Here is a 12,706-nt window from a genome sequence, read left to right as displayed (position 1 = left end):
GTTGTCAATGAATGTAAACAACACCTAGGCGGTCAGGATTGCAAATGATGCATTGACACAATTGTCCGCTTTGCACGGTGTGGTGGTTGGCGTTAGTCTTGGCATGTTAGGCTTGGAGCCTAAAACATCATTGGGGAAGTTGTGCGAAATGGACGGGTCCGATCAGGCAGTGCCGGATATCGCCTATAGCCCGATGCCCGATGAACCGGGCATCTGTGAATTCATTGCCAAATGTGATGGGTTTCTTCCACCCGATGCGGTTGCTGCGGGAATTATGCAGCAACGCAAATGGTATGATGCGTTGTGTGCGGCTTTTGCCTATCCCCATCCCCCCGGGCTTCTGAGCCGTGATGATCAAATTGCCGGGGTCGCGGTCCGGTCCTATTACCCGGTAAAAATTCAGACACCGCGCAAATTACTTTATCTGCATGGCGGCGGGTTTGTTGTTGGTTCGCGGGACAGTCATGACTCGATTTGTGCCGAAATCGCCGATGCAAGCGGGGCGGAACTGATATCTGTCGATTACCGTCTGGCACCGGAGCATATTTGGCCTGCCGCGCATTTGGATGCCTATGGCGTTGCACGGGCGTTGCTGGGTGCTGGCGAAGAATTGATTTTGATTGGCGACAGTGCCGGGGCGACATTGGCCGGGGGGCTTGCGATCAAGGCGCGCAATGATGGTTTTGGTGCCGGGGTGGTTGGGCAAGTGCTGATTTATCCGGCGCTTGGCGGTGATCTTGGCTGGCCATCTTATGGTCAGATGGCATCGGCACCGGGGCTTAGCACCGATGATGTGATTTATTATCGTGATGTTTTAAAGGCGCCGATGGATGATCCGGTGGCCTATCCGTTATCGGCCGAAGATTTGCGCGGATTGCCGCCGACCTATATTACGGCGGCCTATTTTGATCCGTTGCGCGATGACGGGCGTGAATATACTGCGCGTCTGGCGCGTGCCGGTGTTGATGTGACCTATCGCGAGGAACCGCAAATGATCCATGGCTGGTTGCGTGCCCGTCATATGAGTGACGGTGCGCGTGCCGGGTTTGATCACTTGTGCCGTGCGGTCAAGCAAATGGTTGAGGTGCCATAGGCCGCCGATATTGGCATGTGGTTCGGTCGGGATCAGGGGGTGATCGGTTCAAGCTTCATCAGGGATTTGTCCGTTGCGTCAAGCAGCAGGAGTTCGCCTTGATCAATTTTCCAGCTTTTGACGTCGGCCATTGCGGCGATAAAAGCGTCTTCAACGTCCATCGCGTCGTCAACACACATCATGTTCGCGCTGCCAAGTGCGGAGATCATCAGATTGTTACCATCGCGCGTATAGCCGCCGAAATAGCGGTTACACCCGGTGGACCCGACAATTTTACCATCAAGCGTGAAATTGACGCTGGCCAGTATCGGTGACATCGGGTCGATGGTTCGGCCCGCATTTTGAATGCGGATCAGTTGCCAATCCTTGTTGGCAACATTGGCCCAATTATCGATTGCGGCCTCGGTCGCGGGTTTGGTCGTCGCATTGCATGCCGAGATCAGAAATGCCATGCCGATGACCAGCAAAGAAACGATCCGGCGATTTGTTTTGTCCATACAGAATGTCCTGTGTTTGATTCTGCGGCGGATAATCAAAGAACTTTGCGGCGAAATTTTAGCATGCTCAAGCGGATTTTGATGGCGTGACAATGCTGCTGTGTCCGTCATTGCATCGCACAAGATTTTTGCGCAAAATGCCGATCCATGATTATGGTATCGGGAACAGGCATTTCGCCTTGTTTTCCCGGTCGATTTATCATCCCGCCAGTCAATCTGACCCATCAGCCTGCCCCATTTGGAAAGTCACGATCATGAAGCTTGCCCTGACCGAAGCACACGCATTGGTGTGCGATACCTTGATGCGTTGCAAAGTTGATCCGGCAATTGCCAAATCGGTTGCGACGGCATTGGTCACGGCCGAGGCCGCCGGGCAAGGCGGGCATGGATTGCGCCGTGTTCCGGCCTATGCCGGGCAGGCGCGGGTCGGCAAGGTTGATGGTTTTGCCAAACCTGTTGTCGACCGACCGTATCCCGGTGTGCTGCGCATTGATGCGCAGTACGGATTTGCCTATCCGGCACTTGATATGATGGTTGATATGCTGCCCGATATGGCCCGTCGTCAGGGGATTGCGATTGCTGCAATCCATAAATCGCATCATGCCGGGGTTATGGGGCTAACGGTTGAAAAGCTGGCCGATCAGGGGCTGGCGGCGATGATGTTTGCCAATGCCCCGGCGGCAATGGCACCGTGGGGCGGGCGACGTCCGATGTTTGGCACCAACCCGATTGCCTTTGCGACCCCCATTCGGGATGGTGATCCGATTGTGATTGATTTGGCGCTATCGAAAGTTGCGCGCGGCAAGATCATGGCCGCCAAGCAAAAGGGCGTTTCGATCCCCGATGACTGGGCGCTTGATGTTGATGGCAATCCGACCACCGATGCCGTCAAGGCGCTGGAAGGCACAATGATACCCGCAGGCGGGGTCAAGGGTGCCGCACTTGCCATGATGGTTGAAATGCTGGCAGCCGGTTTGACCGGGGCGCAATTTGGGCATCAATCCTCGTCGTTGTTTGATGACAAGGGAGGACCGCCCGCGCTTGGTCAGATGGTGATTGCGATTGATCCGGTTGCGGTTGGTGGCCCAGAGATCATGGATCATTTGCGTTATATCGCGGATGAAATCGCATTGGAGGAAGCGGTGCGGTTGCCGGGGCGCCGTGGGCAAAATGCCCGCCGGGATGCGGAAATTCAGGGTCTGGATATCGAAGACGACGTGATCGCTGCTATCGACGCCATCAAGTAAAAAACGTGCAAAAACATTGAATTTTTGCACGTTCGGAGCTTATTTTTCCGTATTTTTATTGATATGTGCCATTAATCGTTATGATTGTGGATGTTTTGTTAAATAAAAATTCGATTATGACATCCGAATTTCTAAAATATTCGAATTTTCATTTGTGATTTTACTTGATGTATAGACAAGTTTGATTGTTGTCGATGAAAATAAGGTGCCGTAATCATCGAACTGTAACATCACCGTCACCATAGAGTCGCGGATTGTGCGTAGCGTCTTGAGCAGCGAAACACAAGCAGGCGGACTTTAATGCTGGTCGTAGATATTTCAAGACTGAGTAAAAGCTTCACGCGGGGCAAGCGGGCGCTGGACAATGTCAGTCTGCAGGTCCGCGAGGGCGAGATGGTTGCCCTGATCGGTGCATCCGGTTCGGGTAAATCCACCCTTATTCGCCATATTGCCGGTTTACTGCGCGGAGATCGCGATGGCGGCAAGATCGAAGTTTTCGGCGAAGTCATCCAGCAGAATGGCCGAATTTCCCGTGGTGCGCGCAAGGTGCGTGCCGATATTGGCGTTGTGTTTCAGCAATTCAATCTGGTGAGCCGCCTATCGGTTTTGACCAATGTTCTGACCGGTATGCTGGGACGGGTTCCGGCATGGCGCGGGTCGCTTTGTCTGTTTACCAAGGCCGAACGTATGCGGGCGATGACCGCGCTTAAACGTGTCGGGATTGATGGTCATGCGACCAAGAAGGCCCGCAATCTTTCGGGCGGTCAACAGCAACGTGCCGCGATTGCGCGCACCATTACCCAAGGCGCACGTCTGATTTTGGCCGACGAGCCGATTGCATCGCTTGATCCGGCCTCCTCGCGCAAGGTGATGAACACGCTTGATCGGGTGAACCGCGAAGACAATGTGACCGTGATTGTATCCCTTCATCAGGTTGATTACGCCCGTGATTATTGCACTCGCACCATTGCGATGCGCGACGGCGAGGTCGTCTTTGACGGCCCGTCCACTGAATTGACGCCGGAATTCCTTCGCGAACTTTACGGCGAATATTCCTCCGAACTTTTCGCACCGACGCCAGAGGCCATCCCGGCCAGTGGCGAGGCCGCGAAGAAGGATCTGGCTTACGTGACAAGCTAGATCGAGACCGTGTTCTCTCTGCCTTATGTCTTTTATTTCACCTCTACCACCAATCTGACAGGGGACTTCCCATGATCCGTAATACAATTGCGTCTGTTGCATTTGCAGCTAGCATGCTGGCTTCGGGCTTTGCCCAGGCCGATATTGATTTCAAGCCGCTTGAAAAAGATCCCGATACCATTGTTTTCGGTTTTATCTCGACTGAGTCGAGTTCCAACCTGAAAGCTCAGTGGCAGCCGATGATCGACGACATGGAAGAAGTCCTTGGCAAAAAAGTCGAAGCATTCTTTGCGCCGGATTACGCCGGTATCATCGAAGGCATGCGTTTTGGCAAGGTTCATGTTGGCTGGTTCGGGAACAAGTCGGCCATGGAAGCCGTTGACCGTGCGGGCGGCGAAGTTTTCGTTCAGACGTCCAAAAGCGACGGTTCGAACGGGTATTATTCGCACATCATCACCCAGGCCGATAACGACAAGATCAATACCCTTGCGGATATGTTGAAATGTGATCACACATTGAACTTCGGTATTGGTGATCCGAACTCGACCTCGGGCTTCCTGGTACCAAGCTATTATGTCTTTGCCCAGAATGGCGTGGACCCGAAAGATTGCTTTAAGACCGTTCGCAATGCGAACCATGAAACCAACCTGATGGCGACAGCCAATTCGCAGGTTGATGTTGCTGCCAACAATTCCGAACAGCTTGCCCGTACCAAAATGGTCAAACCGGAAATCACCGATAAGGTCAAAGTGATCTGGACCTCGCCGCTGATCCCGTCTGATCCGATGGTGTATCGCAAAGACCTGTCGCGTGAACTGAAATCCCAAATCAAGGCATTCTTCCTTGGTTACGGTCGCCTCGGAAATGTTGAAGAAGCCAATAAAGTTCTGGGCGGTATCCAGGATGGCATGGGCAAATTCATGGAAAGCAGCAACGCGCAGCTTTATCCGATCCGTCAGCTTGCCCTGTTCAAAGACAAGCTGAAAATTCAGAACACCGCCGAATTGTCGGATGACGAAAAAGCAGAACGCGTTTCGGCTATCGACAAGAAACTGGCTGAACTCGACATTCTGGTTTCCTACGAGTAACCGGCGTCCGAACGGGGAGCCCGGAAATCCGGGCTCCCCGTTTGTTTTCATTTTCCGGGATTTACACGATGAACAGCAGCATTTCGACATCGGCGGCAACCGCTGCGGACCTTCCGCCGCGCGACCTGAAACGCTCAGGTATCAGTTTTCTTCTTTGGGCCTTTATTCTTGGGCTTTTAGCCTGGTCCTGGGAAGGGGCGGATATGCGCCCGATGGCCCTGATTGAAAACAGCGGCAATATGGTCGACTTTGCCGATGGCTTTTTCCCGCCAGATTTCCTGATGTGGAAATACTATGTCAGCGAAATGTGGATTACGATCCAGATTGCCATCTGGGGTACCGCACTTGCCATTGTCTGTTCGATCCCGTTCGGAATTTTGTGTTCTGAAAATATCGTTCCCTTTTGGGTGTATCAGCCGGTTCGCCGCCTGATGGACAGTTTTCGGGCGATCAACGAAATGGTTTTTGCCATGTTATTCGTTGTTGCTGTCGGGCTTGGCCCGTTTGCCGGTGTTCTTGCCCTTTGGATCCATACCACCGGTGTTCTGGCAAAACTGTTTTCCGAAGCCGTCGAAGCCATTGATCCTGAACCGGTCGAAGGCATTCGGGCAACGGGTGCGAATGGATTGCAGGAAGTCATTTTTGGCGTGATCCCGCAGGTCTTGCCGCTTTGGATTTCCTATTCATTGTATCGTTTCGAAAGTAACGTCCGGTCGGCGACCGTTCTTGGCATCGTTGGTGCGGGGGGCATTGGTATGGTTTTGTGGGAATATATCCGGGCGTTTTATTATGCCGAGACCGCGGCTGTTATGATTATCATCATTATTTCTGTCAGCCTGCTGGATATGATTTCGCAGCGGCTGCGCAAACTGGTGACCTGATCATGGCGTTTACGATTACGCAGACAAAACCGGCAATGAAACATTTGTCAGAAGCCCCGACGATTGATCCGAGTGCCACCGTGGTAGATTGCGAATTTGGCAATTGGACGGAAATTGGCCCGCGTACCAGCATTCGTGAAACGGTGTTGGGGGATTATTCCTATGTCGTTAATGACAGTGAAATCATCTATTCCGACATCGGGAAGTTTGTAAATATCGCTGCTCATACCCGGATCAATCCCGGCCAACACCCGATGGACCGGGCGTCGATGCATCATTTCCAATACCGGTCCAGCGCCTATGAATTGGGCGATGATGATCCGGCCTTTTTTGACTGGCGGCGTGAAAAACGGGTGAAGCTTGAACACGATGTATGGATTGGCCATGGCGCCATCGTTCAGGGTGGTGTGACCATCGGGATTGGTTCCGTCGTTGGCTCTGGTGCCGTCGTGACCAAGGATGTTGCACCCTATACTATCGTGACCGGTATCCCCGCAGCACCGCTTCGGCCGCGCTTTGACGCAGAAATCGTTGATGCGCTTCTTCGCATTTGCTGGTGGGACTGGGATCATGCAACATTGGCCGAACGCCTTGACGATTTTCGTCATTTGCCGGTGCATGATTTCTGTTTGAAATTCGATCCGGCCTGATTTTAGTCGCAGAACAATCGCGGCATCTTATCCGAGGGACCATGACCAACTATCAGCGGTACGCTGTTTACTATGCGCCGGAGCCCGCAAGTGACCTGGCAGCGTTCGGAAATACCTGGCTGGGGCGTGATCCGGCAAACGGGCGCACAATTGACCGCCCTGATGTTATCGGACTTGCGGCAGGCGAAGCTGTTGCTATTACGGTATCGCCATCACGTTATGGTTTTCATGGCACGTTGAAACCCCCCTTTGCGTTAAAGCATGGCCGCACACGTGATCAGCTTGAACAGGCCATCGCACAATACTGTGCTGATGCTCCGTCGGTAACCTGTGGCCCGTTGATGTTGAAATCTATTGGTCGTTTTATCGCGTTGGCCCCGACTGGGCCCACTGACGAACTCGGAAATCTGGCATCGGGTCTGGTAATGGCGCTGGATGATTTTCGCCAACCTGAAAGCGAAAGCGCAATGAACAAGCGTCGTGCATCGGGGTTAAGTATGCGTCAGGAGGAATATCTTGTCAGATGGGGATATCCCTATGTGATGGAAGAATTCCGTTTTCACCTGACGCTAAGTGACAAGCTTGATCCGGATCGAATGATGCGGGTTCGCGATGGGCTTGCCCCGCTTGTCTCACCCTTATGCAAAACACCGTTTCGGGTGACGGATGTTTGTCTGTTTGGTGATCCGGGGGATGGCAGGTCGTTTGACCTGCTGCGTCGCTTCTCACTTGGGTAGGGTGGCTTAATTCATTGGTATTAAATAAAATGCTGCAGTTTTTCCTGCAGCATTTTGTTTGATCATGTTGCCGTATCCGTCGCTGATTGGTCGGCTGGGATGGGACGATGTTGAATGGCGTCGATAAAGTGTTTGATACCAGTTTCAAGGTCTTTGTCGTTGTCGACATGCATCACATTTGGTCCGGTAATGTGATAGGCAGAAGCCCGCTTTAGACGTTGTTCGATATCCTTGGCATCTTCGCGGCCACGTGCTTCAAGGCGTTTGCGCAGCGCGTCTTTATTGGCGCGGATGCTGATGATCCGCAAATGGCGATTGCCCAAAAGATCGCGGGCATCATCGATCACGCTACGCGATGCATTGACGACAACTGTTTTGCCATTTGCGACATCGCGGCGGACATGCCCGGGAATGCCATAACACAGATTATGCGCCCGCCAACTCAGCAGGAAGGCACCCTGTTTTGCCATTGAACTGAAATCTTCGGCGCGGATCGGAATATGGATTTCACCGGCGCAACCGGCCGGGCGGGTAATGCAACGACGGGGAAACAGAATGGTTTCATCATCGTGCAGCCGCGCCCGGGCGGCATCTAGCAACGTATCCTTGCCAACCCCACTGGGGCCGACGACAAGGATCAGTAATCCTTGTTCTGACCCGCCATGTGCCAATTCAGTATCGAGGGCATGGTGCCCGGTCATGATACGCGTGTTCCCAAACGCCAGACACCGCGCACAATCGGATGATGTGGTGAAGGGTGCACCCGGATCAGATCGCCACGTTTGCCAATTGCGATTTCACCCCGGTCGTCCAGGCCGACTTGTTTGGCAGGTGTCAGGGTGACGGTACGAATGGCCCGCGGAAGATCATAGGCCTCGAACTCGTCAAACAGCTTCATCGCACCATGCAGCATACTGTGCGGCACATAGTCACTTGAAATGATGTCAAGATAACCCTGCCGGGCCAGATCACCTGCGGCGACATTGCCACTGTGCGATCCGCCGCGTACAAGGTTCGGCCCGCCCATCATCACACCAAGCCCACCTTCATGCGATGCCTTTGCGGCCTCAAGCGTGGTCGGGAATTCGGCCACGGTCATTTGATCGGCGACGGCCTCTGCAACATGGGCATTGGTGGCATCATCGTGGCTTGCCAATGCAAGGCCGCGGTTGTGGGCGGCTTCGACAACATGGCGGCGATGTTTGACGGAATACAGTTCTGCATCGCGTTTGCGCGTGGCGACGAATTTGCGCATTTCTTCGTCAGACAGGCCATACTTCCCCTGATAATAGGTGTAATAGGCATCCATGCTGACGAACTGGCGCTGACCGGGGGTGTGATCCATCACCGACAGCATTCGGACCAATGGAATATCGACCAGTTTGCCTAACGCGTCGATCATACCGGGATAGGATGTTTCGCACCGCAAATGCAGTTTGTGATCCGCGCGTAAAAGATCGTTGTCCTGCGCATGGCCAAGGGCCCCGACCGTTTCAACCAGTCGTACGATGCGCTCAGACCCTTCGTTGACATCGCCAATCGATACCGCATCAAAAACGGTGGTGATCCCGGCGCTGGCAACCTGATTGTCATGGGCAATCACGGCGGCTGTTGCGGGCCAGCGGGTTTTGGGGCGCGGGGTCAGGTGTTTTTCAAGGTTGTCGGTATGAAGTTCCACTAGGCCCGGCATTAAATAATCGCCGGCCAAATCTTCGGCACCGGGAATGTTTGATGGGCGATCGGAAATATCGGTGATCATGCCATCGCGAATTTGAACGGCACCGTCGATAACATCATTGGCCAGGACGATTTTGGCGTTGGTAAAAATCTGTTCAGTCATTGGCCCCAACCTTGAACGATGTCACATCAAATGATCCGGTACAGACCGCATCGCGGGTATCGTGATCGTGGAAAATACCGGCAATCGCCGCACCGCGTAACTTGGCTTCGTCAATTAATGCCAGAACCGTGGCACGATTTTGGACGTCAAGCGAAGCGGTCGGTTCATCCAGCAGCATGATCGGGTAATCGGCGATAAAACCGCGCGCAATATTCACGCGTTGTTGTTCGCCGCCCGAAAAGGTCAGGGGCGAAAGTTGCCACAGACGTTCCGGGATGCGCAAGCGGGTTAAAAGGTCCCGCGCTTTTTCCTTTGCTGCGTCACGTGCGGTTCCCAATGCGATCAAGGGTTCGGCAACGATTTCGAGGGTCGGCACGCGTGGAATAACCCGCAGGAACTGACTGACATAACCCATGGTGCGTTTGCGCATATCAAGGATCGCATGCGGGCTGGCGGTGGTAATATCAAGCCATGTGCCGTCATGGAACACGTTGATCGATCCGCTTGAACACGTGTAATTGGCATAAAGCATCCGCATGAAGGTACTTTTTCCCGATCCGGATTCCCCGGTCAGCGCGATGCATTCACCGGAATTCAGGTGAAATTCGACCCCTTCGAAAACCGGGATGGTAACGCTGCCTTGCGTATGCAGGGTAAAGGCCTTGGCGACATTTTCGACATGAAGCATATCAGACATTTCAATTGCCCTAATTCTGCAGGATGGAAGAAACAAGCAACTGCGTATAGGCATGCTGTGGATCATCAAGTACCTGATCGGTCAGGCCGCTTTCGATCACAGCGCCACCCTGCATCACCATCAAACGATGTGACAGCAACCGGGCAACCGCCAGATCGTGGGTGACGATGATCACCGCCAGATTAAGGTCGTGAACCAGCCCGCGCAGCAGATCGAGCAAACGTGCCTGAACGGAAACATCCAGGCCACCCGTGGGTTCGTCCATGAAGACGAGGCGCGGGCTGGTTACGAGGTTACGCGCAATCTGCAAACGTTGCTGCATACCGCCCGAAAAAGTCGATGGCAGATCATCAAGGCGTTCTTCGGCGATTTCGACCTTGCCCAGCCAATTTCCGGCTGCGGCGCGGATATTGCCATAATGGCGATCCCCAACCGCCATCAGACGTTCGCCAATATTGGCCCCGGCACTGACATTCATGCGTAATCCATCGCGGGCATTTTGATGGACAAAGGCCCAGTCGGTCCGCATCAAAAGACGACGTTGTGCTTCGGATATTTGATAAACATCGCGAATGCCATCAATGCGGGTGTGATATTCAACCACACCTTTGGTCGGTTCCTGCTGGGCGGAAATGCTGCGCAGCAAAGTTGACTTGCCAGAGCCAGATTCCCCCACAATGCCAAGGACCTCGCCGGGGCGAAGATCAAAACTGACGTTGCGGCAACCGACCCGGTCGCCATACATCATGGTCAGGTCGGAAACGCGCAGAAGCGGTGTATTATTCTGGGTCATTATTCTGCTGCCTTTCCGCCAAGGGGCTGGTCATGGTGTTGCGGGCCGCGATGCCCGGCATCTTGTCGCTCAGTGCAATAATCAGTGTCGGAACACACAAACATCCGGTTGCCTTTGTCATCAAGAATGACTTCGTCAAGATAGCTGTCGGTGGCGCTGCACATGCCGCATTCGTCGTCCCAGCTTTGCACCGAAAACGGGTGGTCTTCGAAATCAAGGCTTTCGACCCGCGTAAACGGTGGCAGGGCATAAATGCGTTTTTCGCGACCAGCCCCAAAAAGCTGAAGGGCGGGCATCATATTCATTTTTGGATTGTCGAATTTCGGCGTTGGGGATGGATCCATGACATAGCGACCATCGACCATTACCGGATAGGCATAGGTGGTGGCGATATGGCCGTGACGTGAAATGTCTTCATACAGTTTCACATGCATCAGGCCGTATTCTTCCAACGCATGCATTTTGCGGGTTTCGGTTTCGCGTGGCTCCAAAAAGCGCAGCGGTTCGGGGATCGGCACCTGATAAACAAGGATCTGATCATCACGCAGCGGTTTTTCGGGGATGCGATGCCGGGTTTGAATGATGGATGCCTCGGCGGTTTTTTCGGTTGTGGCAACGCCTGCGGTTTTGGCAAAGAATTGGCGGATACTGACAGCATTTGTGGTGTCATCCGCGCCCTGATCGATAACTTTCAACGTGTCATCCGGGCCAATGACGGCGGCGGTGACCTGAACGCCACCCGTACCCCAACCATAGGGCATTGGCATCTCACGCCCGGCGAATGGGACCTGATAGCCGGGGATTGCCACGGCTTTAAGCAAGGCACGCCGGATCATGCGTTTGGTTTGTTCATCCAAATAGGCAAAGTTATAGGCTGCACCGGTTTCGGTGTTTTGGCTGGTTTGTGTGTTTTCCATGCCGGTTACTCCGCCGCTTTGGTTTCGGGGGTCGATTGGGCGCGGGCTTCAATTTCCTTGCGCATGCGGCGCACTAATTCCAGTTCACCCTGAAAATCGACATAATGGGGCAGCTTGATATGTTCGACGAAGCCGGTCGCCTGCACATTATCGCTGTGTTCCATGATGAATTCTTCGTCCTGAGCCGGGCCCATGATTTGTTCACCCATTTCGCGTGCGCGCATAGCACGATCCACGAGGGCCATTGAAATCGCCTTGCGTTCGCTTTGGCCGAAAACCAGCCCATAGCCGCGGGTAAATTGCGGCGGCTTGATTTTCGATCCCTTGAATTTGTTGACTGTTTCGCATTCGGTGATGTCGATATCGCCAATATCAATGGCAAAACCCAGTTCTTCGGGTTCGATTTCAACCGCGACCTTGCCGTAACGGATTTCACCGACAAAGGCATGGCTATTGGCATAGCCGCGCTGCGTGGAATAACCCATCGACAGGATAAATCCTTCGTCGCCACGTGCGAGATTTTGCAGGCGTAAATCACGACCAGCCGGGAAGGAAACCGGTTCGCGGGTTAAATCGGCGACCGGTGCGTCGTCGTTATCGGCAGATGCCGGTTCGTCCTGAATAAGGCCCTCGTAATTCAGAAGATCGTCCAGAACACGTGGCATGGTGTCGTCAACCGGTTGATCACCTTGGGCGGCTTCGGGCGGGGTTTGCCCATTGGCCATCAAGGTGAAGTCCAAAAGACGATGGGTGTAATCAAATGTCGGGCCCAATATCTGACCGCCCGGCAAATCCTTGAACGTTGCCGAAATGCGCCGTTCGATATCCATTTTGCCGGTTTCAATCGGTTTGGAAAACGCAAAGCGCGGTAATGTTGTGCGATAGGCACGGATCAGAAAGATCGCCTCGATCAAATCACCGCGTGCCTGTTTAATCGCAAGGGCGGCAAGGTCACGATCAAACAGCGATCCTTCGGACATGACACGCGCCACTGACAGCGATAATTGCTGTTCGATCTGATCGGTCTCGATTTCGGGGGTTTCGGTATTGCCACGGCGCTTTTCGGCAAGCAGCCGGTGGGCATTGTTGATGGCACGTTCGCCACCTTTGACAGCAACATACATGG

The 12,706-nt window shown here is 53.6% G+C and carries 14 protein-coding genes; 7 read left to right on the top strand and 7 right to left on the bottom strand.

Annotated elements, in window-relative coordinates; all coding sequences use genetic code 11:
* Positions 1 to 148 precede the first annotated feature (148 nt).
* Positions 149 to 1,093 (top strand): alpha/beta hydrolase, encoded by a 945-nt coding sequence (locus TALK_RS14625; protein WP_085619867.1) that lies wholly within the window; start codon positions 149 to 151, stop codon positions 1,091 to 1,093.
* Positions 1,094 to 1,125: 32 nt separating this feature from the next.
* Here TALK_RS14625 and TALK_RS14620 read toward each other — a convergent pair whose 3' ends face one another.
* Positions 1,126 to 1,590, bottom strand: a complete 465-nt coding sequence (locus TALK_RS14620) for an META domain-containing protein (protein ID WP_169715042.1) — start codon at positions 1,588 to 1,590, stop codon at positions 1,126 to 1,128.
* A 254-nt stretch (positions 1,591 to 1,844) separates the two neighbouring features.
* Here TALK_RS14620 and TALK_RS14615 point away from each other — a divergent pair, with 254 nt between their 5' ends.
* The 6 genes from TALK_RS14615 to TALK_RS14590 all read left to right on the top strand — a co-directional run bounded on the left by TALK_RS14615 (position 1,845) and on the right by TALK_RS14590 (position 7,333).
* Positions 1,845 to 2,837 (top strand): Ldh family oxidoreductase, encoded by a 993-nt coding sequence (locus TALK_RS14615; RefSeq protein WP_085619865.1) that lies wholly within the window; start codon positions 1,845 to 1,847, stop codon positions 2,835 to 2,837.
* 300 nt (positions 2,838 to 3,137) lie between these two features.
* Positions 3,138 to 3,977 carry a phosphonate ABC transporter ATP-binding protein gene (phnC, locus tag TALK_RS14610; RefSeq protein WP_085619864.1) on the top strand — a complete coding sequence of 280 codons (840 nt, stop codon included), beginning with the start codon at positions 3,138 to 3,140 and terminating at the stop codon, positions 3,975 to 3,977.
* 71 nt (positions 3,978 to 4,048) lie between these two features.
* Entirely contained in the window at positions 4,049 to 5,065 is a 1,017-nt protein-coding gene (gene phnD / locus TALK_RS14605) for a phosphonate ABC transporter substrate-binding protein (protein WP_085619863.1), read from the top strand.
* A gap of 68 nt (positions 5,066 to 5,133) precedes the next feature.
* The gene (phnE, locus tag TALK_RS14600) at positions 5,134 to 5,946 is read left to right on the top strand and encodes a phosphonate ABC transporter, permease protein PhnE (RefSeq protein ID WP_085619862.1); all 813 of its coding nucleotides are present in this window, start codon (positions 5,134 to 5,136) and stop codon (positions 5,944 to 5,946) included.
* A gap of 2 nt (positions 5,947 to 5,948) precedes the next feature.
* The gene (locus TALK_RS14595; protein ID WP_085619861.1) at positions 5,949 to 6,596 is read left to right on the top strand and encodes an LbetaH domain-containing protein; all 648 of its coding nucleotides are present in this window, start codon (positions 5,949 to 5,951) and stop codon (positions 6,594 to 6,596) included.
* 41 nt (positions 6,597 to 6,637) lie between these two features.
* Positions 6,638 to 7,333, top strand: coding sequence for a DUF1045 domain-containing protein (locus TALK_RS14590; protein WP_085619860.1), 696 nt, complete (start codon positions 6,638 to 6,640; stop codon positions 7,331 to 7,333).
* 62 nt (positions 7,334 to 7,395) lie between these two features.
* Here TALK_RS14590 and phnN read toward each other — a convergent pair whose 3' ends face one another.
* From phnN to TALK_RS14560, 6 genes are read right to left on the bottom strand one after another with little or no spacing between them, the layout of a single operon-like run.
* Positions 7,396 to 8,034, bottom strand: coding sequence for a phosphonate metabolism protein/1,5-bisphosphokinase (PRPP-forming) PhnN (gene phnN, locus TALK_RS14585; RefSeq protein WP_085619859.1), 639 nt, complete (start codon positions 8,032 to 8,034; stop codon positions 7,396 to 7,398).
* The gene (locus TALK_RS14580) at positions 8,031 to 9,173 is read right to left on the bottom strand and encodes an alpha-D-ribose 1-methylphosphonate 5-triphosphate diphosphatase (protein WP_085619858.1); all 1,143 of its coding nucleotides are present in this window, start codon (positions 9,171 to 9,173) and stop codon (positions 8,031 to 8,033) included. Before TALK_RS14580 ends, phnN begins: the two co-directional genes overlap by 4 nt.
* Complete coding sequence (gene phnL / locus TALK_RS14575; protein ID WP_085619857.1) at positions 9,166 to 9,870, bottom strand: phosphonate C-P lyase system protein PhnL; 705 nt, start codon at positions 9,868 to 9,870, stop codon at positions 9,166 to 9,168. Before phnL ends, TALK_RS14580 begins: the two co-directional genes overlap by 8 nt.
* Positions 9,871 to 9,880: 10 nt before the next feature.
* Positions 9,881 to 10,663: a phosphonate C-P lyase system protein PhnK gene (phnK, locus tag TALK_RS14570; RefSeq protein WP_085619856.1), complete on the bottom strand. Its 783-nt coding sequence runs from the start codon at positions 10,661 to 10,663 to the stop codon at positions 9,881 to 9,883.
* Entirely contained in the window at positions 10,663 to 11,580 is a 918-nt protein-coding gene (locus TALK_RS14565; RefSeq protein WP_085619855.1) for an alpha-D-ribose 1-methylphosphonate 5-phosphate C-P-lyase PhnJ, read from the bottom strand. The genes phnK and TALK_RS14565 overlap by 1 nt, the downstream gene beginning before the upstream one ends.
* A 5-nt stretch (positions 11,581 to 11,585) precedes the next feature.
* On the bottom strand, positions 11,586 to 12,704 hold the full coding sequence (locus TALK_RS14560; protein ID WP_085619854.1) for a carbon-phosphorus lyase complex subunit: 1,119 nt from the start codon (positions 12,702 to 12,704) through the stop codon (positions 11,586 to 11,588).
* Positions 12,705 to 12,706: the final 2 nt, after the last annotated feature.

The sequence above is a fragment of the Thalassospira alkalitolerans genome (assembly GCF_002115745.1).
Classification (GTDB): Bacteria; Pseudomonadota; Alphaproteobacteria; order Rhodospirillales; family Thalassospiraceae; genus Thalassospira; species Thalassospira alkalitolerans.
The sequence above is the reverse complement of the archived record's forward strand: the minus strand, read 5'-3'. Positions and strand labels throughout refer to the sequence as shown.

Excerpts from the sequence above, each read along its gene's own strand:
- TALK_RS14590 (WP_085619860.1), top strand. The coding sequence starts at position 6,638 with ATGACCAACTATCAGCGGTACGCTGTTTACTATGCGCCGGAGCCCGCA.
- phnL (WP_085619857.1), bottom strand. The coding sequence starts at position 9,870 with ATGTCTGATATGCTTCATGTCGAAAATGTCGCCAAGGCCTTTACCCTG.
- TALK_RS14625 (WP_085619867.1), top strand. The coding sequence starts at position 149 with ATGGACGGGTCCGATCAGGCAGTGCCGGATATCGCCTATAGCCCGATG.
- TALK_RS14560 (WP_085619854.1), bottom strand. The coding sequence starts at position 12,704 with ATGTATGTTGCTGTCAAAGGTGGCGAACGTGCCATCAACAATGCCCAC.
- phnN (WP_085619859.1), bottom strand. The coding sequence starts at position 8,034 with ATGACCGGGCACCATGCCCTCGATACTGAATTGGCACATGGCGGGTCA.
- phnK (WP_085619856.1), bottom strand. The coding sequence starts at position 10,663 with ATGACCCAGAATAATACACCGCTTCTGCGCGTTTCCGACCTGACCATG.
- TALK_RS14615 (WP_085619865.1), top strand. The coding sequence starts at position 1,845 with ATGAAGCTTGCCCTGACCGAAGCACACGCATTGGTGTGCGATACCTTG.
- phnE (WP_085619862.1), top strand. The coding sequence starts at position 5,134 with ATGAACAGCAGCATTTCGACATCGGCGGCAACCGCTGCGGACCTTCCG.
- TALK_RS14620 (WP_169715042.1), bottom strand. The coding sequence starts at position 1,590 with ATGGACAAAACAAATCGCCGGATCGTTTCTTTGCTGGTCATCGGCATG.
- TALK_RS14580 (WP_085619858.1), bottom strand. The coding sequence starts at position 9,173 with ATGACTGAACAGATTTTTACCAACGCCAAAATCGTCCTGGCCAATGAT.
- TALK_RS14595 (WP_085619861.1), top strand. The coding sequence starts at position 5,949 with ATGGCGTTTACGATTACGCAGACAAAACCGGCAATGAAACATTTGTCA.
- phnC (WP_085619864.1), top strand. The coding sequence starts at position 3,138 with ATGCTGGTCGTAGATATTTCAAGACTGAGTAAAAGCTTCACGCGGGGC.
- phnD (WP_085619863.1), top strand. The coding sequence starts at position 4,049 with ATGATCCGTAATACAATTGCGTCTGTTGCATTTGCAGCTAGCATGCTG.
- TALK_RS14565 (WP_085619855.1), bottom strand. The coding sequence starts at position 11,580 with ATGGAAAACACACAAACCAGCCAAAACACCGAAACCGGTGCAGCCTAT.